This is a genomic window from Streptomyces olivochromogenes (assembly GCF_001514115.1).
Lineage (GTDB): Bacteria > Actinomycetota > Actinomycetes > Streptomycetales > Streptomycetaceae > Streptomyces > Streptomyces olivochromogenes.
Genome location: NZ_KQ948500.1, coordinates 7039 through 28257, shown reverse-complemented (window position 1 = coordinate 28257; position 21219 = coordinate 7039). Strand labels below are relative to the sequence as shown.

The window sequence follows — 21219 nt, the reverse complement described above, 5'->3', positions numbered from 1 at the left end:
GCCTATCTGCGCGGCCTCTGACTTGGTTTCCAAGGGAGTCGGGGTCATCCGATCGGCCACAGTCGCACCGTGCGGTCGAGGCCGGCTGAGGTCAGGGTCCTGCCGTCCGGGCTGAACGCCACTGATGTCACCTTGTCGGTGTGGCCGGTGAGGGTGTCGACGGGGACGACGTCGAGTGTGCTCGTGTCCCACAGCCGCACGGTTCTGTCCTCGCTGCCGGTGGCCAGGGTGTTTCCGTTCGGGCTGAACGCCACCGTCGTCACAGGGGCGGTGTGCCCGGTGAGCGTGGCGTCGACGGTGCCTGTCGCGGAGTCCCACACGCGTACGACGTTGTCGGCGCTGCCGGTGGCCAGGGTCCTGCCGTCCGGGCTGAACGCTACGGGCTTGAAGCCGTGCCAGAGCGGGGCGTCGAGAGTGGCGTGGACGGTGTGGGTGCGCAGGTCCCACAGTCGAACCGGGCTTGCGGTGAGGTCCGCGCTGCCAGTGGCCAGGGTCCTGCCGTCCGGGCTGAACGCCACCGCGTTGACCACGGCCATACCCTGCGTCGTCAGCGTGGTGGTGACGGTGCGGGTCGGCAGGTCCCACAGCCAGGCGGCGCCGTAGCGGCCGCCGGTGGCCAGGGTCCTGCCGTCCGGGGCGAACGCCAGGTCCAGGGGGAGCTGGGGATGGGGCAGGGCGATGCCGGTGCGATCCGCCAGGTTCCAGAGGGACACTTCGAGGGCGCCGGTCGTGGCCAGGGTCCTGCCGTCCGGGCTGAAGGCCATCTTTGTCACGTCTTCGAGCTGGTCGGGCCAGGGAGTGGTCGCGGTGCCCTCGGCCACGTCCCACAATCGCAGCGTGCTGCCTGTGCCCTGGAGCGCGGACAGGCCGGCGGCCAGCGTCTTTCCGTTCGGGTTGAAGGCCACGCAGGTGGCGTGGCCGTTGGGGACGGTGAACACGACTTTGCGGGGTGCGGGGTCGTCGGCTCTCGACTCGATCACAGCGAGCGGGACAGCGACGGCGGTTACGCCGAGCGCGGCGAGCAGCAGCGTGCGGCGCCGCACCTTGGCGGGGGGTTTCACCGACGGTCCGCCGGGTTGCGGTCGCGTCCCACCGGCCGCTGTGGCGGGAGTGTTGATCTCTGCGGGTTCGACGGAATCCATCGGCGCACACCCAGTCCTTGTGGAGGGAGCGGTAGGAAGTAGTGGGGAGTTGTAGGGAGTAGTACTGACGGCGGTGCAGGGGTATGGGGGCATATGTGGGGCCGTACGAAGGGGAGTTGCGAGCGGCAGGGGCTCATCCCGGCCGAACGGCCCCGGCGACAAGGGCGGTTGCGGCGTCCGCGCAGCCCCAGGCCAGGGTGACTCCGGCGCCTCCGTGGCCGTAGTTGTGGACCAGCTGCCGCACCCGGCCGTGCGGGCGGGGGTCGGCCTCCAGGCGGACGCCCCCGTCTCGATGGGGCCGCAGGCCCACCTGGTGGCCGAGGATCGGGGCGCCTGCCAGTTCCGGGAGCAGTTCGGTGCAGCGGCGCAGGATCGCGGAGGCGGTGGCCGGTGACGGGGTGGTGTCCCACTCGCCGATCTCGAAGGTGCCGCCGAGGACGATGTCGGTGCTGCGGGGGTGGACGTAGGTGTAGCCGTCGACGTTGTCCTCGTCGCGGACGGACGTGTGCAGCCCGGGGTTGGCGACGAGGACCAACTGTCCTCGCACCGGCCGCACTTCGGTGTCACCGCATAGGGCGCGGGCGCCCAGGCCGGAGGCGTTCACCACCGCGGGAGCCCATACGCCCGCCTGTTCCAGGGCGTCGATGCGGCGATGGATCAGCGTGCCGCCCGCCGCGGAGAAGGTCTGCTGGAGCCAGGGCAGGTAGCGGGACATCTCCACGGTCGGAACGGTGAACGCCCAGCCGCCGCTGAACGGGGCCCGTACCTCGTCGCTGCGCAGGGTGCGCAGGTCGGGAAGGGCCGAGGCCCACCAGGGGACGCCGGGGGCTTCGCCGCGCAGCAGCATTCGGGTGGGGCGCATGACCACGCCGGGGACCCCGTTCGCCGCCTGGCGGGCGAACTCGTCGTAGGTGTGGGTGGCCCAGTCCAGTACACGAGGTTCGAACCGGGTGCGGGTCGGGTACCAGACGGCCGCGGCTACGGAGGACGTCGTCGCGGCCGACGGCTCGGCCGTGACCACGGCAACGCGGGCACCGGCCTGCTGCAGGCGCACTGCGGTGGTGAGCCCGATGGCTCCGGCGCCGACGACGACCGCGTCGAACCTGTCTCCCATGTCTCCCCCTTGATCGCAGAACCGCGTGATTCTCACTGTCGGTGGGGAGTTGACGACCTGTCCAAGACCAGTCATGTTCAATGCTATAAGCCGTGCTTATAGTTGACGGATGGACTTGCGGCGGCTGCGGTACTTCCTCGTGCTGGCGGAGGAGTTGAACTTCACGCGGGCCGCGCACCGGCTGCACATCGCCCAGCCCGCTCTGAGTCAGCAGATCAGGGCGCTGGAAAGGGAGATCGGCGCTCCACTGCTCGAACGCGGCAGCCGGAGCTGCCGGTTGACCGTCGTCGGTGAGGTCGTGGCCCGCGAGGCCGGCGAACTGTTGGCCCATGCGGCCGCGTCGCAGGAACGGATCCGTGCGGCCGTCGGCGGACGGCAGGGGCAGCTGCGCCTGGCCCTGACCCGCTCCGCCCGCGGCGGCCCCGTCGACGCCCTCCTTGCCGCGTTCCGTACCCTCCATCCGGACGTGGATCTCGTCGTACGGACCGGGTGGACCGCGCACAACATCACCGAGCTGCTGGCCGGCAGGCTGGATGCCGCCTTCGTACGGCCCCCGCTGGACAGCGAGGGCCTGGAGTGCCGGCACATCACCCGCGAGGAACTCCTCGTGGCCGTCCCCGCCGATCATCCCCTCGCTCGTGAACGCAGGGTCACCCGCGGGCGCATCGCCGCCGAACCCGTGATTCTCTGGCCACGCGAGAACGCCCCCGGAATGCACGACCTGATCACCCGGCAGCTGTGGCCCGACGGCGGGCCGCGCATCGTGCGGGAAGAACCCGACGACGAGCAACTCCTCCTCAGCGTCGCCGCGGGCACCGGCATCGCCCCGGTGCCCGAGGGGCGTGCTCGTGCGCTGCGCATACCTGGGGTGCGGCTCAAGCGCGTGACCGCACCCATGCCCACCGTGGACCTCGCCCTGGCCCACCAGTCGGCAAGCGCCGCGCCGGTACTGCGAGGGCTCCTCGGCCTCATCGACACCTTGCCAGGGCCGACGGCCGACTGACGTCGGCTACCACAGATGCTTTGCCCGGCGAAGTGGGCCGCATCCGCAGTGCAACGGAAAGGGAATCCGCTGTGCGCGAGTTCGGCGCCCCGCTCCGAGCCGGCGCGATCGGCTCGGTACCCTGTGCCGTTCTTCATCTGCGACGGATTCGGGACGCGTTCGGGACGCGTTCGGGGCGCAAGGATAGGAATAGACCGGCAAAGACAAGGGGTCACTGACCCGGCTTACCTGGCCTGACCAGGCGCAACGTCAAGGATGAGCATTGATCGACAAGAGTCGCCGAGATCCTCAAAGGACTCATGATCCGTCGGCTGTGGGTTCGAGTCCCCCCGCCCCACTTGTGCAGAGCTGTGACCTGCGGAACCGTTCATTTTTGGGTGTCAGAGCGTCAACTTTGCCTGAACAGGCCCGGCGCTGAGCAGGACCCCGCCGCACAGGACCCGGACTCATTGGCCACACTCGTCATCGACACACTCCTGCACGGTGCGGGGCCACGCGGCTGAGTCGCAACGGCTCGACAGAACGCGGAATCCACCGATCGGCTCCTGGCGCCGCCGCAGCCTGTCAGCGGCGCTCATGCCTGGTGACCTGGGCAGCCACGCGAGAGTCCCGTGTGGCGCACCCACTACCCCACGACCGGGCGGGAGGGACATCCGCCGGTCGTGGTCGTCTTCAACCCCGGCACCCGAACCGGCCCGCAGACCCTGAAGAACCGTATGAACACCGTCATGGAGCTGACCCGTCTCGTCTGGTCCGGCAGCTACCACGGCGCCGGCGGCGGGTACGGCGCCGAAGAACGGGACGGCTACTACGACTACGACTACGCCGACGCCATCCCCCCTCTTCACCACCCTCGACCGCCTCCAGACCAGCGGCCCCCCGGACTGAGGTGTGGTGGCGGTGCGGACACGGCCAGTGGGAAACCCTCCCCGACGCCCTCGCCAACCCCGCCGACCATGTCGCCGGCGCGACGAAGAGCGTGAGAGGCAACAGTGGGCGGCGGAGAGGGAACGCTGGGCTCAGGAACCTGACCCGGAACCCGAACCGGCCCCCGAGGCCGAGCCGTGTGAGCGATGCCAAGGGCCGATCACCGGCCCGCTCGGCTGCGACCCTGAATTCGCCCCGCCGGAGGACGGCCGGCACTGCCACACCTGCTGCGCCGACCTGCGCCAGCAGCACCCGACCCTGCGCCAAGCGGTCTTCGGACGGCGCTCGCGCAGCAAGTAACCCGGCCCCGCCAGAGCGTTACGGGACCGGGGATGCCGCCGGAAGCGGCCCGCTCCCACGGGATTGCTCACCATGGCTATGACGTTGCCCTGGACCGAGGACGAATGGAAGCTCGCCGACTTCCAGCAGACGGACGGGCCCAAGCCCACCGACGCCGACGCCAAGTTCGGCACCGCACCTGTAGCGTGCGGACACCGCGCCCTGGGCCCACCCTCATCCGTTGACGTCAAGCCCCGAGACGACCTGGCCGCGCGGCGTCCCCCCCCGGAGAACACCCTGTGCACGTGACCCGCACCAGTCCGGGCAACGTGCAGTGCCTCGGCTTGGTTTCGCCAGTTGATCAGGGCCTCGGCGAAGGCCGGGTCCTGGACGGCGCGTCGTGCCAGTACGTCGGCGAGTTCCTTGGCCCGCTCCACGTCGTGTGGATCTTCGGCGAGTGCGGTCAACTCGTCCTCGCCACTGGGTTCTTCGCCCGCCGACCGACGTAGCATCAGTGCCCGCAGGGATCCCCAGAGCTGCTGCCCTGCGGCACCCGCGGTGCCACTGGCGAGAGCCACGACCAGTTCCAATGCGATCTGGTACACAACCATTCCGCTTTCCCCGGCTCCGAGGCCGCCCCTGAACACCGGCCTTTCCTCCGAGGCCGGCTCCATGTCCAACTGTCGTACATCGGCGCCCGGGATCCAGATCCAAGCCTCGCCCCGGTATTCCTTCTCTTCGACACGCACATGCCGGAACGCGTCCGTACGAATGCTGGTATAGGCCTCCTGCACGACGTCGCGGAAGACGGTCGCCGACACTCCGATGGCCAGGCAGGCATCTGGCGCCTGATCGAGGGCGGTACGCAGTGCCGCGCAGTCGAGAATGCGCTCGATCTCGACCGGACCACGGCCGACGAAACCGTTGGCGCCAGGCGACGCCGAGCCGAAGTGGACGGCCGCCCTGAGCCTGAGCCGTGCCTCCGGCACCCGGTTGTGGTTGAAGGCTCGCAGACCGGCGTCCAGGGCGCGCATGAAGGCGTCGACCAGGGCGGGCTCCGAGGCTCCCTCAGGCAGGACCGCGATCAGCGAGTCCCCGCCCTCCTGCGTCACCCAGCGCGCGCGGTCCAACTGGGCGGTGTCGGCTGCTTTATCCAGTAGCCGCGTGATCGCCTCCTGGAAGTGGCGCTGCGTCACTGGGTGAGCATGGCCGTATCCCTTCGCGTCGACCGCCAGCAGCAGTCTGCGCCCGGACGCCGGGACCTTTGGCAGCGGGGCCGCCGGTTGGGCGGCGTCCGCATTTTCATCCTCTATGCGGTCGGTCATCCAGCTGAGTAGCGCCTCACGCCGCCGGGCGAGGTCGACTTCGTCCACCACGACGGCGGACTCGGCTTGCCGCAGGGCGTTGCCGATCACCACATCCTCGTTCGGGCCACCGCGCCGGGACTGGTTACTCATGCGCTTTCCTCCTCTGGCGGCGCGTGTCGATCACCGATGAAGGACCCGAGCTCTTCTCGGAGTCTTTGGCGGGCCTTAGCCACATGCTTGCGGACGCCGGATGGCTTGATCCCAAGGAGTTCGGCGATCTCCGGCGGGGAGTGCTCCTCCAGGAAGTACAGCACGGCGACTCGTCTCTGCACCGTCGGAAGACTGTTGATTACGCGTAAGCAGTGTTCCGCTTCCTGCCGCAAGACAACCAGATCTGCCGGGTCGACCTCAGCAGGCTTGTAGTACCAGGTCAGTTCGGGCTGCAGCCTGCTGCGGATCTTGGAGTGCCGAAGGCCGTCGATCCACTTGTTCTTGCACGTCTGACGCAGCCACGCCCGCTGTGCGTCCGCACTGCGTGGACCGACCTTGGACCAGTCCTCTGCGACGCACTCGAAGGCGCGGCTGACCAGATCACCTGCTTCTGCATCATTGTTGGTGATCACGATGGTGTAGCGGAGAAGCCCTTCGGCTTCCCGGTCCCACAGGGCCGCCACTTGGTCTGCGGTCTCTTTCGTGATGCATGGCCGTGTCACCCGCCCTCTCCGTCCCGGCTGCCGATCTGAACGCTCATGGCAGGTCCGCCCCTTCCCTCTCCCTGCACGACCACCGTGCCTGCGGGCGCATGGCGCACCAGCTCCAGCAGCGTGGCCCTGCGCCGTCGTTCAGCCAGTCCCGATTCGACAGCCGCGACAGCGGAGCTGCCCGCACGGCTGCGGTCGTAGGGCCAGCAGACATCGCTGGGCAGGGGCTCGCGATGCACGCAGACCCGCATTCCCTTGTGGATGTCTGGCGCGACCCGGTATTTCCGCTGCCGACCAGCGAGCCATTGCGCATGCGACCGCTTCTCAAGCATGGGCGGACTCGACGGTGGCCGGGGAGAAGGTGAGGTCAAGCAGAAGCCTGCGGTCGGGTCAGCGCAGGCGGACCACGGTGACCACCGCATGCCGGGTGGTGCCTGCCACGACCTCTACGATGATCTCCGCGCTCACGGGTGTGTAGGCGTCGCCGCCCTGCGTGTACGCGCGCTCGGGCTGGGGGACCAGATGCGGGGCGATCCGGGTGGCCAGTGGCGTGGTCAGGCGCTGGGACAGTGCGATCCGTCCGTTGGGGAGCCGTACGGCGAGTGCCTGCGGTTGACGCGCGGTGCCGGTGTACCCGGCCACGGTCGCCTTGGCAGTCTCGGCATGCCGGATCTTCTGCCATGCCCCGGTGTGGCCGGCCCGGTAGGGGGAGGTGGCACGTTTGGCGACGATGCCTTCGACGCCCTGGCTGTGGAGGGTGGTGTGCCAGGTGAGTGCGGTGTCGTGGTCGGTGGTGGCGGAGACGGCCTGGATCGGGGTGTTCGCGGGCAGTTCTGCCAGGAGGTTGAGGAGGGCTGCGCGGCGCTCGCTGTACGGGCGTGGCCGGACGTCGCCGGACGGCAGTTGCAGGGCGTCGAAGGCGATGTAGTGGGCGGGGCGCTGGGTGGCCAGTCGGTGGGCGCGGGTGGGGGAGGAGGCGGCTCGGGCTTGTGCGGCCTCGAAGCTGATCCGTCCGTTCTCGGTGGTGATGACGGCCTCGCCGTCGAGGACGGTCCCGGCCGGGAGGTGGTGGCTGGCGAGGGCGAGGTCTCCCCATGCGGCGGTGACGTCGCGTCCGGAGCGGGCCTGCAGGCGGACCCCGTCGTCGGTCCGCCACATGATCATTCGGTGGCCGTCGAGTTTCACCTCGTAGCTCCAGTCCGTGCCGGTGGGAAGTTCCGGTACGGACTGTGAGAGGGCGACGGAGACGGGCCGGTTCACCCGTCCAGCCTGCGGCGGCCGTGGCCGTGGCGCTCGTCGGTGTCGTAGGGAAGCGTGCCGTGGCGGGGGCTCATAGACATCTCAGGGGGCTAAGAAGTCAAGCTGCGTGCCCGGTCGGAGGTGACAGCAGTGGGGCGAAGGCCCTCTGCTCGTCGAAGAGCTGCCGGGTCTGGAGGCAGTGGTGGAGCTGCCCGAGGAAGCGGTTGAGTAGGTGACGCTGGGCGGCGTTGTGCCAGTCTCCGTGTTCGCGTCGGCGCCGGTAGTGTGCGTTGGCTCCCGGGGACGCGGTGAGGGCCGCGAAGGCCCAGAGGAAGCCGGCGTTCATGAGCCGGTTGTTCTTGACGAAGCGGCGGCCGACGAAGCGCTTCTTGCCCGAGGCGCGGGTGATCGGTGCGGAGCCCGCGTAGGACTTCAGGGCTCTGGCATCGACGAACCTGCTCCTGTCGTCACCGACTTCGGCGAGGACGCGGGCTCCGAGCATGGGGCCCAGACCGGGGAAGCTGAGCAGGATCTCGCTGTCGGCGTGCTCGCGGAAGGCTGCTTCGGCGGCCTCAGCGAGCTCGGCCGCGGCCTGGCAGGCAGCGTCCAACTGCCCGAGCAGGGCCAGGAGCTGGCGCCCGAAAGCGTCCTCGACAGCGGGCAGGTGGTGGGCGTGTTCGGCTCGCAAGACCGCCCGAAGACGTTCGGCCTCGGCATCGAGGCCGCGACTGCGACCGCTGCGCTTGAGGGCGGCTCGCAGCTGGGACAGCGTGAGCCGGGCGGCCTTTGACGGGGTGGGAGCCAGGGTGAGCATGATGCGGGTGTCGGGCCGGGTCAGCCCGCCCTGCTTACTCTGAAAGGCCAGCAGAGCGGCGGGGTAGTACTCATGTAGCAGCGAGCGGACCTGGTTGGCCAGCTGTTGTCGGCTCCAGACGGCGTCCTGCTGGGCGCGGGCCAGCACGGCGATGGCCTGGGCCTGCTCGGAGTCGTCCGGTAGCGGCCGGTGGGCGTGCATGTCGGTGCGCAGGATGTTCGCCAGGACCAGGGCGTCGCCGGGGTCGGACTTCTTGCGGCTGACGCTGTGGCGGTCGCGGTAGCGTGCGGCGGCCAGCGGGTTGATTGCGAAGACCTTGCGGCTGCCGGTGTGCAGGACGGCGATGAGCAGGCCGTGGCTGGTCTCGAGGGCGACCGGTATCGGGCTCTCGGGGCTGTCGCCGTGCTCGGCCAGGAGGTCCAGGAGCTTGCTGTAGCCAGCTGCGTCGTCGCTGATGCGCGCCTTCGCGAGCAGGGTGCCGGTGTCGTCGACCAAGGCGACGTCGTGGTGGCGTTCCGCCCAGTCGATGGCGCAGAACACGGTCAAGCTGTCCTCCTAGATCCGTTCGTTTGTGCAGGTCACGAGCACATGCGGGTCACGTGGCGCCCTAATCCCAGGACTCGTCGGTCCGCCATCTCAGTAGCCATTCGCGACACCAGCGCACCCCAGGGGCTCAGTCTGTCTGTAGAGCTCAGCGGCTCGCGGCATAGAAGAGATGGACCCTGGGGCGGGCTCGCGCCGTAACGATCAACGTCCGGCCGTTCGGTGTGTGTTCCGCGGCGGTCACGGAGGCGCCGGGTCGCACCGCTCTTGACAGAGGCTTCAAAGCTCGGGGAAACGGAGGCATCGACCCGGCGCCCGCGTCACCACCGCGGGCCGGGGTAGGTTCGCAGCGGCGCGCAGACGCCGGGTGCCGGTCTAGGAGAAGGCCTCATAGGCCAGGCTGGTGTCAGGCGTATCCCGGCGCCCACACACCGCTACGAACCCAGTCGTACACACCACCCTCCAGCCGACTTGTGCCGGCCGGACTCGGGCGCCTACACCCCGGATTAGGCTGGTGGAGGGTCTCGCCGCCGATGACATGTCGATCTTCTGTGACCTGCTGGTTCTCTGTTGTCTCACCGCGATGTCACCCAAGATCAGTCTCAGATCGATGCCATTTCCTCGGCGGAACGATGAGTCTGCGGCTGAGCCACCGAGTACGAGGACTACATGCGAGCCCAGATCGCGCACCGATGAGTTTCCCGCGCCGCGCCGGTCTGTACGCGTGAGACCGACTCACGGAAGGCTGGCGCCATGCGGAAACTGATCTACGGCATGAACCTGACCCTGGACGGCTACATCGCCGCGCCCGGCGACGACATCGGCTGGAGCGTGCCGAGCGACGAGCTGTTCCAGTTTTGGTCCGACCAGTTGCAGGCGACCGACCTGTCGCTGTACGGGCGCAAGCTGTGGCAGACGATGAGCTCCTACTGGCCGACCGGCGACCAGCAGCCCAACGCCACCCCGGCGGAGATCGAGTTCGCGCGCCGCTGGCGGGACATGTCGAAGGTGGTGTTCTCCTCGACGATCGACAAGGTCGACTGGAACACCCGCCTGGTCACCGGCGACGCGGTCGCCGAGATCACCCGGCTCAAGGCCGAGGACGGCGGCCCGATGGACATCGGCGGCGCGACGCTCGCCGGGGCGGCCATGCGGGCCGGGCTGATTGACGAGTACGTGCTGGCCACCGCGCCGGTCCTGGTGGGCGGCGGCACGCCGTTCTTCACCGCGCTGGACAGCTGGGTGAACCTGAACCTGGTGGAGACGCGGACGCTTCCCTGCGGCGTGATCCTGACCAGGTACGAGACGAGGCGCTGAGCGCCCGTCACGCCACTCGACCGCCTGCCGGGTCCACGCGAACGTGAACGCCACCACCGGGGTGGACAGCCGGCAGTGCGGCTTCACATCCACCACTACCGGACCCTGCTCAGTGGTCAAGATGTAATCCGGGATGTGCTTGCGGGCCTGCCCCTCCACAACGGCGTTCAGCAGGAAAGGCTGGGCCACGATGCCGCGTACGGACTGATCGAAGTCGGCAAAGAGCAACCGCGACAGTTCCAAGCGCGACTCGTAGATCACGTGGTCGCGCATCGTCGCTGACCAGTAGATACCCGAGTGGCGCTTCTGGCCCTTGTACCAACGGAACGTCCGCTACGGACAAGCCGACTGCAGAAGGTCGACAGGGGCCGTACCCCAGTCCCGGACCTCCACAAGAGCACCACGCTGCTGACGGATACTCACCGTCGCCGTGACACTGTTCATCGCGTACCCCCGCCCCACGGGCAACGACCCGTACAGCCAAGGGCGTCAGCCAGGCACTGACGGGCGGAGCGGGCCGGAACCCCGCCACCCGAAAGGGTGAGAACCCCGACCAGCGAGTCTCACAAAGACGGCATAAGTGCCGCCGATGTGCCATCAGAGATGAGACTGTGCCGCGAAATCTGAGACCCCACATGACCTTCTCGGGGCACGTCGCGGAGGTCTGTCATGCCCCGACCATCTGGTCAGGCGCGACCTCACACCCGGCACCACACTCCTCAGCACCAACGGCACCGCCGTCCGCGTCCAGGCCAACCACGCCTACGACAAGCACACCCGCACCTACAACCTCACTGTCGACGACCTGCACACCTACTATGTGCTGGCAGGCTCCACGCCGGTAGTCGTACATAACTCCACATGTACTAGGTACGGCCGTGATCTTGCGGCTGCGGAGGCGGCCAATCCGCTGGTTGAAAGTCTCCGTACGACGGGGAAGCTGCCCAGCAACTACGTGACCAAGGCGCAGGCTAAAGCTGCCGGCTGGGAGCCCGGAAAGGCGTTGGGAAATAAAATTCCCGGCGCTCAGATGGGCGGAGATGTGTTCGACAATCTTGACGGGTTGCTGCCGAGTTCTCCAGGGCGCACGCGGCATGAAGCGGACATAGGGATCGACAATATGATGAAAATCAAAACAGCCGGGGGCTCGATTGCTCTATTCGAATGACGGGCTCGCCTACGTGACCAGCGACCACTATGAGAGCTTCTATCAGCTGCCTAACTGGAAGTGAGAACTCGTGAGGGTTGAAATCGATGGCGCAACAATTCATACCGAGAGCGATCTTCATGAGTTCTTGTCGCAAGCTCTAGATTTCGGTCCCCACTATGGAGCCAATCTGAGCGCTCTGTGGGATCGACTGTCGACGGACGTAGAACGACCGGTCGAGATCGCCTGGAAGGAATCAGAGCTCAGCGGAATGGCGCTGGGCGAAAGTAAATTCGAGAGGATTCGCGATCTCCTACTCCGAGTTCAGTCACAGGATGAATCCTTCGGATGGTCCGATCGATTCACCGTGACATTCGAATAGCATCTGGAATGCCCCACCGGATTCCGAACCCGGCGGGCACCTCGGCTGGCGCAGCCCGCAGCCCGCAGCCCGCAGCCCGCAGCCCGCAGCCCGCAGCGCGCAGCGCGACCCGGGCCAGGTCCACGCCGGACACCTGGAGGGCCTCGCCGCGCGGTCCCCTCGGACGGCGGTGGCACCGGCACGAGTGACAGTAACGACTGACGACCGGGAGCCCTGACGCGCTGACGGATGTGTCCATCGCGGCATGCCTGGGCGAGGACTTCCTCGCCCAGGCACCGCACCGCGAATACCGCCACGTACCCGGCGTGATCGACGTCGCCGGGCTGATGACCTGGGGCAACCTCAACCAGATCCTGGTCGGTCACCGCCTGGAGCCGCCCCACATGCGGCTGTCCCGCGATGGCGACACGCTGCCAGGGCCTGTGTGATGTTGCGATCACACTTCGGGTTCCGTTCCGGTACGGGGACTTCTTCCGGTAGGACGCTGGGTGTGACACGAAGGCAACTCACCGACGAACAGTGGAAGTTCATCGAGTCCTATGTGTCGATCGGCGGGTTCGGCCCGTACCCCGAGCGGCTGCGGGAGCAGTTCGAGGGGGTGATCTGGCGGTTCCGCACCAGCAGCCAGTGGTGGGAGATGCCGGGTGAGTTCGGTCCGTGGGCGACGGTCTTCGGCCGCTTCCGGGTCTGGCGGGACGCCGGTGTCTTCACCGCATTGCTGGAAGGCGTGATCGCCGAGGCCGCCCGCCAGGGGGAGACGGACTTGTCGCTGGTCAGCGTGGACTCCACCACCGCCCGCGCCCACCACGACGCCGCCGGGATGCGCATCTGTAAGGAGGTCATGGAGGTCCTTGAGGAAGTCGCCGCCGAGCAGGAGCGGGCCCGGCAAAGGGGGCCGCCGCCAGAACGGAACGGGCAGGACAGCAATGACGATCCCGAGCAGGAAGAGCGGCGGCGCATCCGTCGTCCCGGTCCTGGGCAGTCCGCCTGGCCTCGCCGCCGAAGCGACCGTGTGCGCCATGCTGCTCCAGACCGTGGCCCGCGGAGACAACCTCACCTACGCCCACCAGCTCCGGAACTGGTCCGAGGAACTCCGACGCTGCTGCCCGTCTCCTTGGAGTACTGCTTGATCACACAGCACTGAGCCGCTGCCACCCGAGCGTTCCGCGCGGGTTCGATCGGATGATCGGAGTGTTGATGCGGAGTTACGGCGCGCGAACGGCAGGGCAGTGCGCCTGATGCCCTATCGCGCCCTTGAGCGAGAAGTTCGTTGGGCAAGAGGTGCGGACAGGGTGCAGGGGTCAAAACCCCAATCCGGGAAGGAAGCACTGTTGATGAAGCACCATGCCACTCTGACGGCGTGCGCGTCCCTGCTGGCTGCCGGGATGCTCGCAGCAGCGGCGCCCTCCGTCAGCGCTGATCCGGCGAAGTACCCTACGCACAACGCCGCCGCGCAGCAGCTCAGGCAAGCGGGCATCACCTGGTCCTCGTCCGGTCGCTGCAGTGACCGGAACGTGAACACCTGTACCTCCTTCACACAGATCAACAAGGCCACTATCGCGGGTGTGATCGCGTTCAAGAAGGCCAGCAGGTGCGCGGTGAACATCACCGGTGGTACGGAGAAGGGGCACTCGCCGGGCACCTACAGCCACTGGAACGGCTACAAGGTGGACATCAGCCCAAACCAGTGCGCGGACAACTACATCACCGGCAACTTCCGCTACGCGGGACGGCGGGGTGGTGACAACGCGAAGATGTACAAGTCCCCGGCAGGCAACGTCTACGCCAGGGAAGGTTCCCACTGGGACATCCTCTACTACAACGGCAACCGGTGAGACGAGTGGGGGTCCGGCCACCAGGGCCGGACCCCCACTCGGCACCGGCGTGAACCGTGCGTACTGTGCGCCTCGTCAACGACTGCCCTCAGACGTGCGGTGTGGTGTGGACCGCGTCGGTGGCCTCGACTTCGACGCCGAGGTGGTCCATGCGCGTTGCCTCGCCAGCGGTGCCTCGGACAAGGACGAGCTGGAGCGGGGGCTCGACGACAGCGAAGTTGACGTAGCCGTCGCGGAGTTCGGCGAGCTCGGTGCCGAAGAGTTTGGTGAGATCGGTAGGTCTGCCCGGTGGGGAGACGAGCCGACGTTCTCCTGACTGCTGCGGGGCCAGGGCAAGACGTCCCGGGCGACAATGCCCGCAACCTCTCGGGGGAGCGGGATGAGGAACTGGGAGAAGGCGCTGTCGGTCCTGGAAGCGCTGCGCGAGCGCGAGGAAGAGGCCGCGCACGGCTGGGTGCTGGACAGCCAATTCCTCTTGCCGCAGCAGCAGAGCGTCAGCGCCCTTGAGAGCCCAGGCCTGGTGGAGATGGCCGGGCGGCAGGACTGCGCGGAACTGTCAGCCTGGGAGAGTCGGACAGTGCGGTGGGCGGCCCGGCTGACCCCATACGGCCACGACACCCTCGCCTACGCCCGGGACCGCCCCCGGTCCGAGCCACCGCCCGGCGAGGCGGGACGGGGCGGCGGCTGGTGGAGCTGATCCCTTCGCAGATGGCGGCGCTTCGCGTGTTCGTCGGCCTCGCCGGCCGACTCCGAGTTCCGCCGGCTGACGGGTTGGCGGAGCAGGTCCGTACGGCCTCGTGCGATCACGGGATCAAACGGTGGCGGCTGTATCTGACCGAGGAGCAGATCGCGTCGGTGGCGTACGGGTTCTGGCTGCACCGGATGACCGGCTCCGCCGCGGAAGCCAACCGCTTCGCCCGCGAGTACGGGATCGCCCACACTCCGGGCCGGGAGAACGCTCTCGGGTCTTCGCCAGATCTCCCGCGACCGGTGTGACTACAGTCCCTGCGAGCGAAGCGGCGATCGCCGGACTGGTGCTGTCGCGTTCGGTCGAAGAAGTCGATGACCGGCAGTTGGACTGCAATCCAGTTGAACATGCGTGGCCCCATCGGCGCCGTCGCCGCACGAGAGGCGCTGCCAGGGACTCCTGGATGCTCAGCCAGCCACTGCCTCCTGCTGCGGCTCGGCGGCAGCGGGCTCGGAGGTGGCTGCCGTGGTGTAGAAGACCGACGAACCCTGCTTGGTGCGGTGAGCATGGCTCTTGGCGACCAGCCCTTCGAGGGTGGTGCGCACGACCGTGGTCTTCACACTGCGGTCGGGGTGGGCCTGCGTGAGCGCGGCGGAGATCTCGGCAGCGGAACGCGGTTCGCCTTCCTGCTCCAAGTGGCCGCGGATCAGGTCGACCAGGGTCGGCTTGGTGGCTTCCGTGGACGCCTTCGCGGACGGGGCCTTGGCGGCGGGCCTCTTGGACGTCGTCTTCTTCGCGCCCGTGGCGGACGCCTTCTTCGGCTTGCTCTGCTTGGGTTCGGCGGCGGCCTGGTGAGGCACGGACGGCACAGTTGCGGCGTCTGCCTCGGCGGCGGGATTTGCACCGCCGAGCGCCTGCTGCATGTTCACGAGCACGGTGTGGTCGTGCTGCAGGGCATGCAACTGCTCCTGCAGGCTCCCCCGTCGCCATGGGCACGGGAGCATATGCGCACCTCAGGAGATGATCAAGATGGACCAAGTGGAGCAGTAGTACTGGGGTGTTCTGTGCCCGTCGGCTGGTCAACCGTCCTCATCGGTACGCCCACGGCTGCTGAAGATCGACAGCGTGGCACGATGGTCGCCATGTCTGGTCAGGTCTGGGTGTCACTCATATCGTTGGGCGGCGTTGCGCTCGGTGGCGTGCTGGCCTTCCTCGTTCAGTTCGCTACGCAGCGGTCGGCGGAACGAACGGAACAGGGGCGGCGGCAGAGCGAGTTGTCGGAGGCCCGGCGGTCGGAGCGGCTTGCGCTGCTGGAGCGGTTCGTCGAGGTGGGGGCCGAGGAGGAGCGCGCCGCCTTCAGCCGACCGCACGAATGCGACGACACCAGCGCCTGGTTCCTCACGACCCGAGACGCCATGAACAGACTGTGGGTCGCCGAGCGGCTGATCCGTAATCAGTTTCCCCTTCCTGTGCATGACGCAGCACGCAAGTACTTCCTCGACCTCAACCGGACCATGTGGGAAGGCTTGCCCGACGGCGAGAGCGTGCGTGACGACCTGGAAGACAACAGGCTGTCTACCAGTTGTGGTGCAACTGACCTGCACTACAGCGGTGCAGGCGCGTTCCATCTGCGGAGTTGAGTATCCGCTGTTCCCCGTGGCTCCCCGCACGATCTGGCACGTGTCTGGCACGGGTCAGGGTGCCTATGGGTCACGTTAGTCTCCGATCATGGCTTTGCGACCTGATGAGTTTTACGACCACGCACGTGCGGCCGCGGATGGTGAGCTTCGACTTCCGTTGGCACGGATGACCAGCTGGGACATAAGTCCGTTCGAGCCTGATGGACTTCGCGTCGCGCCGTTGCGCCCGCCCGTTCTGCCCGAGCCAAAACGGCACGGTGAGGACCCGGCGAACTGCGACGTGTGCCGCGCCCGAGACGATGGAATCTGGTTCAACGAACGATGGCGACTGGCCCGGGTCACAGGCGTCGGTGTGCCTCTGGTACTGATGCTGTACTCCCGAGACCACTACGACATGGCGGATCTGTCCGACGAAATGGCCGCCGAACTCGGGGTGCTCACCACTCACATCGTCCGCCATGTGCAGGCACTACCGCATATCTCCCGAGCTCACGTCTACCGGATCGGGGACGGAGCTGCACACCTGCACATCTGGTTCTTCGCCCGGCCCGAGGGCCAGGCTCAGCTTTATGGGTCGTGGATGCCCGTCTGGGACGACCTTCTGCCGGAGTACCCGGCGGACGTAGCCGACGCAGACGCGGGGGCCGTCGCTGACGCGTTGGTCACCTCGTACGGAGGCCGACGCTCGGCTACCGACGAACAGATGCACGTCTGAGGCTTCACGATTTCATTAGCCGGTCAATGACCGAGTCAAGGCGACGGGCGCCGGCCGACACTAGGGACGGCGCCCGTTCGAAGCCAAGACTTTTTGCTCTGTCCTCATCCTTATCAAGTCGATCACGGGAGCTCTGCGGCCTCGCTTGACCCGCGCCAGGCTCCTGCTGCCGAGTTGCTGAGGTTCGGCGTTGACCGACGTGGTTCGCGCTTGTTGGTGTCAGCCGCTGATGTCAGGAGAAGCATCGAGCTTGACGCCCCGCTGTAAGAACGGTCCGGGAGTTCTCCGGTCGTGACGCTGGAGATTCCGAGATGACAACTCGCGACGACAAGACGGCCAAGTGCTACCGGGCATCCGTCACCCTCGCCTCACTCCTCATGTGAGCGTGATCTTTAGCGTCGGTCCTAGCCGACCAGGCGGCGGCGCCAGTCCAGGGGAGTGACGGTGATGGCCCGGCCAGGGTCACGGTCCCACTCGGCGTTCAGGCCAGCGGCTTCGAGGGCAGCCACAACCTCGTCGCCGATGACTGCGGTGGCCTCGGACGAGCTGTCGAAGCCGCCGTAGAGAAGCATCAGTCCATGGCCAGCTGCGGCGGAATCCGTGCACTGGGCGTGGAAGTAGACGAAGCCGCGGGCGTCGGGCCCGCCTTCGCCGCCGATCTCGGACTGTCCGCAGTTGCGGCAGCAGGTGAAGTTCTCGCGGGCGGTGATACCGGCCTTCTGGAGGGCGGTGAAGGCGTGGGTGAGCCGCTCAGGGTCGGTCTCACCCTGCCATGTGGCCTGCTCCGCTACGCGCTCCAGCCACATCTGGTCGGCCAGCGCCTCGGCCTGCTCGCGTGAGACGGGCCGACGGTCCTCGGTGACCAGATACTCCTCAGCGAGCTCGGCCAGTTCGGCGCGGGAGGCGTAGCCGCCAACCAGCACCTCGCGTACGCGTTTCTCCAACTCCCCACGCTCGTCTTCGTCGAGGTCGAGCAGCGGCACCTCGCGGGTGGGGCCCATGTCCAACAGAGACCACGCCAGATCAGCATCCCAACCGTCCTCCTGGCGAGCCCAGCCGGTAAGCGCCGCAATCACGACCTCGGGCCTGTCAGCCATCGCCTGGTAGTGCCGGTCGGCGGCACCGTCGCGGTGCTCCAGGGTGTAGTCACCACCGGCCTCGTGCCAGACCTGGGCGAAAACGTCCGGTAGGTCGGGTATCCGTTGGGCCACCAGGAACCGGTCATCATCCCCGCCCATACGCCGGACCAGCCCGGCCAGCTCCCCGTCGGACACACGAACGTGTCGCTCCCAGTTCTCCGTCTTCACCACGATCTCGAGCATGCGCAGACTCTGACACACCGCGCTGACAGCAGCCCTCACGGGATTCGCAACGCAATTGGACTGTGACGGCTAGACCAGCCCTGATCCTGGTTGGCCTCTGGCCAAGGTTCGACGACAGCTCTTAGCGGCCAGTTACCTTCCTCAACCCACAACTCACCCCGGCTGCCATCCCGTCCGCGTTCGGCCCACACATCGTGGAGCGGGCGTGGTTCAGGGCGTCAAGGTGGAGCGCGCCACTGTACGAACGACCTTGACGCCCTGGGCCGCGTCTGCTCGGCTCTGCCTGGGCGGGGAGCTGACGCTCGGGGCGGTGCTGGTGCGGCTGGAGGAGCGGGAGGGGGAGATCGCCGCGCAGGCCGAGACGACGCGGGAGCAGATCGCGCAGCTGACCGCGCGGCTGGACGAACTCGGCAGGGCCGCCGAGGAGGTCCGGATCACCCGCAAGACATTGCTGAAGCTGCCCGATCCGCAGCCGCCCACGCCGCCGCCCGCGAAGCTGCCGGACCATCCGGCCTACCAGCAGATCATGGCGGTGTTCGCCGCAGCCGAGGCCCCGCTGCGGGCGCGGCAGGTGTGCGAGGCGATGGACCTGGAGATCGCACCCAACACCATCAACAACACCCGCCTGAAGCTCAAGCGGCTCGTCGAACGCGGAATCCTGACCGAGACCGAGCAGGGCTTGTTCACCCCTACACGGCCGTAAGCCGCCCTGCGTCGCCGCGACGTGCCCGCTCACCGACAACGAAGCGACGAATCAGGCATTAATTCCCATACAGCCCTTTCGGCACGCCGCGCGGGGTGTGCTGCGTGACCGTCGTCGTCCTCGCGGCGGGCTCGCCGGACGAGCCACCATGACGGCACCGTCCGGCAAAAGGCCTCTGCTCACGTCGCCGTCACTCGCCGCCAGGGCGGCACCGTAGCCAGGCTCCACAAACCGTCCAGGTGCTGGTTCCAAGTGGCGACAGCGACTCTGGTGGTGTCGGTGTCCTTCGCGGACCAGACATTCAGATCGGCGCGGTGGCCCTTGGGGTCGTAGTACTCAGGGCCTGAGCTGCGCAGGATCAGGCGGGCGAGCACGTCGTAGAGGCCGTGCAGCACCAACTCCCGGTTGAGAATGCAGATCTTGTCTCTCGGTATGCCGGGGTAGAGGCGGAACTCGCTCTCCACCGTCACCCGTCCCAACCTGTTGAGCCGCTCCGCGAGCACGGACAGCGCCTCGTCGAACCCCTGGCACCTCCGTTCCTGGCTTCGCCGTAGTTCAGAGTCGTCCAGCGGCTCACCATTCGGCCCGACCCTGGACGGCACAGTCATGGGCTGCCCGAAATCCGGCACCAACATTCTGATGCACACGCGCCTGGTCGGTCCGGGATCGTCGAGAAGGTCCTCCAAGCGGCGGTAGAGCGGGCCGACAATCGTCTCCCCGGTGTAGCCGAGAAAGGTGATCTCCACCGTCCGGGCGCGGAAGGCCTCGTCCACGAATCGGCCCAACTCACGCGACCCCACCTGAGATCGCTCGGGCAGCCGAAGCGACGCGGCCAGGTCCTGGACCGCGTCGTACAGCACGTACGCCACGAGGCTGAGGAGTGCGCCGCCGAGGAAGGTCTTGTCCTCCAGGGCGTCTCCAAGCGGTTTGACGAACTGGGCAGTCAGTCCGACGGTGAAGATTCCGAGGAGAAAGAACCGCGTCACCGCAGGCTCGAAACGTGTCAGATACCGCCTCAGACGATGAGCAACGCCGGGCTCGGCCGACCCGTTCCCTGGCACAGACATGCACAACTCCTCCCCGTACCGAGCCGCCCGCGTCGCCTCATGTGCCCGCGGGGCCGGCCCGTCTCATGCCGTCATGGTTTCCAATCCGGCACTGGCCGGGCAAGATGGGGATTCGCTGTCGCGCCGCACGTCGACCGGCGGATCCACCTTGCCGGGTCCGTGGTGTGGGATCACCACACCGGTGCGGGTGCTCGGGGTGGTCACCGTCTCCTCCTCAGCGAACGCCGTGTGGCTGACGCCGGGGGAGCAGGCTCAGCGAGTACGACGACCTCCTGCAGCAACTTGTCCGTATCCGCGACGACATCATCGCCAGCACCCACGAAGCCCGTAGGCTGCGAACCGCTGCCCCGTCCTCGACAGCCTGGCGACGCTGGCTGCTGTCCGCCCATGTCCTTTGTCTGGAGTTGAGGGTGAGAGGTGGGGGTGGGATGGGCGGCGCGGACCCTGCTCGGTCTTGTAGGGCTTGCGCTCGCTCACGACGACCAGCCCAGCACGCCCACGGCCGCCGACCGGCCGGGATATCGTCCTGCCACACGTCCAGATGACGAAAAAACACCTATCCACTCACATACCGCCCTCTGAGATCGAGGCGTTCTGCCTGGCCGGTGACCTGCGCGATGACGACTTCGAGGACCGCTTCATCGACGACATCATCGTCGCCGGCATCGGTGAAGGCACCGACGGCTGGGAATTCGACGGCACCTCCTACGCTGTTGAGCTCAGGTGACCTGCCGCCGAGCATGGAGCCCCCGCCCTGGGGACGCGGCCGGGGGCTTCATGCGGACTGGGATCTACCGGTACCAGTACTTGACGCCTCGGTGGTGCGAGCAGGTGCCGCGGGCGTGGGCGCTGTGGGACCAGGTGCCGTCCTTGCACTTCGCCGTTGTCCCGCGCGGATGCGCGGAGTTGGCCTTGCAGGCGCCCGTGGTGTGCCGGGCACATGTCGCCGCTGCTGCGTCGGTCGCCACCGCGACCGGGGCAACGAGCGCGGCCGCCAGTACGGCTGCCGCAACTGCGCTCGGAATGTGGTCAGCGTCAGAGCTTCGCCCTCCTGTGGATTCGGAGAGGCGATCATGGGCCTGGCTGCCGGGAAGAGACGGCCGGCCGGGTGAGCGGTCACCAGGCTGTGACGGTCGCGGCCCGGTCGTAGCCGCACGTTCGAGTCGTGCGTACGTGTGCGCGACCTGTACGGATGGCGATCAGGTGCTGTACCGCTCGGGCTTCGGCGTCCGGGACATGAGCGCGGCGGCCGCGTCGGGGACGCTGGTGGTGCCGTCGATCACCGCGGCGACGACCTCGGTGATCGGCATCTCCACCCCGTGGACCCGCGACAG

At 67.6% G+C, this 21219-nt stretch carries 25 protein-coding genes and 4 pseudogenes; 15 read left to right on the top strand and 14 right to left on the bottom strand.

What is annotated here, in order from left to right:
• Window positions 1-44: 44 nt before the first annotated feature.
• The gene (locus tag AQJ27_RS50525; RefSeq protein WP_159064672.1) at window positions 45-1061 is read right to left on the bottom strand and encodes a WD40 repeat domain-containing protein; all 1017 of its coding nucleotides are present in this window, start codon (window positions 1059-1061) and stop codon (window positions 45-47) included.
• Between the two features lie 214 nt (window positions 1062-1275).
• On the bottom strand, window positions 1276-2256 hold the full coding sequence (locus tag AQJ27_RS50520) for an FAD-dependent oxidoreductase (protein ID WP_067385704.1): 981 nt from the start codon (window positions 2254-2256) through the stop codon (window positions 1276-1278).
• Between the two features lie 109 nt (window positions 2257-2365).
• On the opposite strand from AQJ27_RS50520, the gene AQJ27_RS50515 reads away from it, so the two are divergent.
• Together AQJ27_RS50515 and AQJ27_RS50510 are read left to right on the top strand one after the other, a co-directional pair.
• Entirely contained in the window at window positions 2366-3259 is an 894-nt protein-coding gene (locus tag AQJ27_RS50515) for a LysR family transcriptional regulator (protein WP_067385701.1), read from the top strand.
• A 611-nt stretch (window positions 3260-3870) separates the two neighbouring features.
• Window positions 3871-4242 carry a hypothetical protein gene (locus tag AQJ27_RS50510; protein ID WP_067385700.1) on the top strand — a complete coding sequence of 124 codons (372 nt, stop codon included), beginning with the start codon at window positions 3871-3873 and terminating at the stop codon, window positions 4240-4242.
• A 36-nt stretch (window positions 4243-4278) separates the two neighbouring features.
• Here AQJ27_RS50510 and AQJ27_RS60035 read toward each other — a convergent pair whose 3' ends face one another.
• The 5 genes from AQJ27_RS60035 to AQJ27_RS50490 all read right to left on the bottom strand — a co-directional run bounded on the left by AQJ27_RS60035 (window position 4279) and on the right by AQJ27_RS50490 (window position 9072).
• Window positions 4279-5922 carry a hypothetical protein gene (locus tag AQJ27_RS60035; protein WP_067385698.1) on the bottom strand — a complete coding sequence of 548 codons (1644 nt, stop codon included), beginning with the start codon at window positions 5920-5922 and terminating at the stop codon, window positions 4279-4281.
• Entirely contained in the window at window positions 5919-6446 is a 528-nt protein-coding gene (locus AQJ27_RS50500; RefSeq protein ID WP_067385696.1) for an RNA polymerase sigma factor, read from the bottom strand. The genes AQJ27_RS60035 and AQJ27_RS50500 overlap by 4 nt, the downstream gene beginning before the upstream one ends.
• Window positions 6447-6481: 35 nt before the next feature.
• On the bottom strand, window positions 6482-6805 hold the full coding sequence (locus tag AQJ27_RS57155; RefSeq protein WP_159064671.1) for a hypothetical protein: 324 nt from the start codon (window positions 6803-6805) through the stop codon (window positions 6482-6484).
• A 58-nt stretch (window positions 6806-6863) separates the two neighbouring features.
• Window positions 6864-7733, bottom strand: a complete 870-nt coding sequence (locus AQJ27_RS50495; protein WP_067385694.1) for an ATP-dependent DNA ligase — start codon at window positions 7731-7733, stop codon at window positions 6864-6866.
• A gap of 97 nt (window positions 7734-7830) precedes the next feature.
• Window positions 7831-9072 carry an IS110 family RNA-guided transposase gene (locus AQJ27_RS50490; protein ID WP_067385692.1) on the bottom strand — a complete coding sequence of 414 codons (1242 nt, stop codon included), beginning with the start codon at window positions 9070-9072 and terminating at the stop codon, window positions 7831-7833.
• A 750-nt stretch (window positions 9073-9822) separates the two neighbouring features.
• Here AQJ27_RS50490 and AQJ27_RS50485 point away from each other — a divergent pair.
• Complete coding sequence (locus AQJ27_RS50485) at window positions 9823-10386, top strand: dihydrofolate reductase family protein (RefSeq protein WP_067385690.1); 564 nt, start codon at window positions 9823-9825, stop codon at window positions 10384-10386.
• A gap of 27 nt (window positions 10387-10413) precedes the next feature.
• Here the strand turns inward: AQJ27_RS50485 and AQJ27_RS54365 are convergent.
• Window positions 10414-10707, bottom strand: a pseudogene (locus tag AQJ27_RS54365) (TnsA-like heteromeric transposase endonuclease subunit); the annotation flags it as partial.
• Between the two features lie 373 nt (window positions 10708-11080).
• On the opposite strand from AQJ27_RS54365, the pseudogene AQJ27_RS61150 reads away from it, so the two are divergent.
• The 6 genes and pseudogenes from AQJ27_RS61150 to AQJ27_RS50470 form a co-directional block, all read left to right on the top strand.
• Window positions 11081-11245: pseudogene (locus AQJ27_RS61150) on the top strand (polymorphic toxin-type HINT domain-containing protein); the annotation flags it as partial.
• A 96-nt stretch (window positions 11246-11341) separates the two neighbouring features.
• Window positions 11342-11554 carry a ribonuclease domain-containing protein gene (locus tag AQJ27_RS61145; protein ID WP_162489391.1) on the top strand — a complete coding sequence of 71 codons (213 nt, stop codon included), beginning with the start codon at window positions 11342-11344 and terminating at the stop codon, window positions 11552-11554.
• Between the two features lie 70 nt (window positions 11555-11624).
• Window positions 11625-11915, top strand: a complete 291-nt coding sequence (locus tag AQJ27_RS54355; protein ID WP_079065945.1) for a barstar family protein — start codon at window positions 11625-11627, stop codon at window positions 11913-11915.
• Between the two features lie 230 nt (window positions 11916-12145).
• The gene (locus AQJ27_RS50480) at window positions 12146-12343 is read left to right on the top strand and encodes a hypothetical protein (protein WP_067385689.1); all 198 of its coding nucleotides are present in this window, start codon (window positions 12146-12148) and stop codon (window positions 12341-12343) included.
• A 62-nt stretch (window positions 12344-12405) separates the two neighbouring features.
• A pseudogene (locus tag AQJ27_RS55375) lies at window positions 12406-13026 on the top strand (transposase); the annotation flags it as partial.
• 223 nt (window positions 13027-13249) lie between these two features.
• A complete protein-coding gene (locus tag AQJ27_RS50470; protein ID WP_060895661.1) occupies window positions 13250-13750 on the top strand; it encodes a hypothetical protein in 501 nt (166 codons plus the stop codon).
• 106 nt (window positions 13751-13856) lie between these two features.
• On the opposite strand, the pseudogene AQJ27_RS60025 reads toward AQJ27_RS50470, so the two are convergent.
• A pseudogene (locus tag AQJ27_RS60025) lies at window positions 13857-14081 on the bottom strand (hypothetical protein); the annotation flags it as partial.
• 48 nt (window positions 14082-14129) lie between these two features.
• Here AQJ27_RS60025 and AQJ27_RS58250 point away from each other — a divergent pair.
• Both AQJ27_RS58250 and AQJ27_RS58245 read left to right on the top strand, forming a co-directional pair.
• Entirely contained in the window at window positions 14130-14447 is a 318-nt protein-coding gene (locus AQJ27_RS58250; protein WP_201264539.1) for a DUF6417 family protein, read from the top strand.
• Window positions 14448-14458: 11 nt separating this feature from the next.
• Window positions 14459-14746 carry a DUF6417 family protein gene (locus tag AQJ27_RS58245; protein ID WP_201264538.1) on the top strand — a complete coding sequence of 96 codons (288 nt, stop codon included), beginning with the start codon at window positions 14459-14461 and terminating at the stop codon, window positions 14744-14746.
• A gap of 159 nt (window positions 14747-14905) precedes the next feature.
• Here the strand turns inward: AQJ27_RS58245 and AQJ27_RS50455 are convergent, their stop codons facing one another.
• Window positions 14906-15400, bottom strand: a complete 495-nt coding sequence (locus AQJ27_RS50455) for a hypothetical protein (protein WP_067385685.1) — start codon at window positions 15398-15400, stop codon at window positions 14906-14908.
• Window positions 15401-15571: 171 nt separating this feature from the next.
• On the opposite strand from AQJ27_RS50455, the gene AQJ27_RS50450 reads away from it, so the two are divergent.
• Entirely contained in the window at window positions 15572-16078 is a 507-nt protein-coding gene (locus AQJ27_RS50450; RefSeq protein ID WP_235614060.1) for a hypothetical protein, read from the top strand.
• Window positions 16079-16166: 88 nt separating this feature from the next.
• Window positions 16167-16793: a hypothetical protein gene (locus tag AQJ27_RS50445; RefSeq protein WP_067385683.1), complete on the top strand. Its 627-nt coding sequence runs from the start codon at window positions 16167-16169 to the stop codon at window positions 16791-16793.
• Between the two features lie 404 nt (window positions 16794-17197).
• Here AQJ27_RS50445 and AQJ27_RS50440 read toward each other — a convergent pair whose 3' ends face one another.
• The gene (locus AQJ27_RS50440) at window positions 17198-18115 is read right to left on the bottom strand and encodes a DUF6891 domain-containing protein (protein WP_067385681.1); all 918 of its coding nucleotides are present in this window, start codon (window positions 18113-18115) and stop codon (window positions 17198-17200) included.
• A gap of 205 nt (window positions 18116-18320) precedes the next feature.
• On the opposite strand from AQJ27_RS50440, the gene AQJ27_RS50435 reads away from it, so the two are divergent.
• Window positions 18321-18818 carry a hypothetical protein gene (locus AQJ27_RS50435; RefSeq protein WP_235614059.1) on the top strand — a complete coding sequence of 166 codons (498 nt, stop codon included), beginning with the start codon at window positions 18321-18323 and terminating at the stop codon, window positions 18816-18818.
• A 179-nt stretch (window positions 18819-18997) separates the two neighbouring features.
• Here AQJ27_RS50435 and AQJ27_RS50430 read toward each other — a convergent pair whose 3' ends face one another.
• On the bottom strand, window positions 18998-19885 hold the full coding sequence (locus AQJ27_RS50430) for a hypothetical protein (RefSeq protein WP_067385679.1): 888 nt from the start codon (window positions 19883-19885) through the stop codon (window positions 18998-19000).
• Window positions 19886-19948: 63 nt separating this feature from the next.
• Window positions 19949-20089 carry a hypothetical protein gene (locus AQJ27_RS57145; protein WP_159064670.1) on the bottom strand — a complete coding sequence of 47 codons (141 nt, stop codon included), beginning with the start codon at window positions 20087-20089 and terminating at the stop codon, window positions 19949-19951.
• 337 nt (window positions 20090-20426) lie between these two features.
• On the opposite strand from AQJ27_RS57145, the gene AQJ27_RS50425 reads away from it, so the two are divergent.
• On the top strand, window positions 20427-20612 hold the full coding sequence (locus tag AQJ27_RS50425) for a hypothetical protein (protein WP_067385677.1): 186 nt from the start codon (window positions 20427-20429) through the stop codon (window positions 20610-20612).
• A 64-nt stretch (window positions 20613-20676) separates the two neighbouring features.
• Here AQJ27_RS50425 and AQJ27_RS54335 read toward each other — a convergent pair whose 3' ends face one another.
• Window positions 20677-20853: a DUF3761 domain-containing protein gene (locus AQJ27_RS54335; protein ID WP_235614057.1), complete on the bottom strand. Its 177-nt coding sequence runs from the start codon at window positions 20851-20853 to the stop codon at window positions 20677-20679.
• Between the last annotated feature and the right edge of the window lie 366 nt (window positions 20854-21219).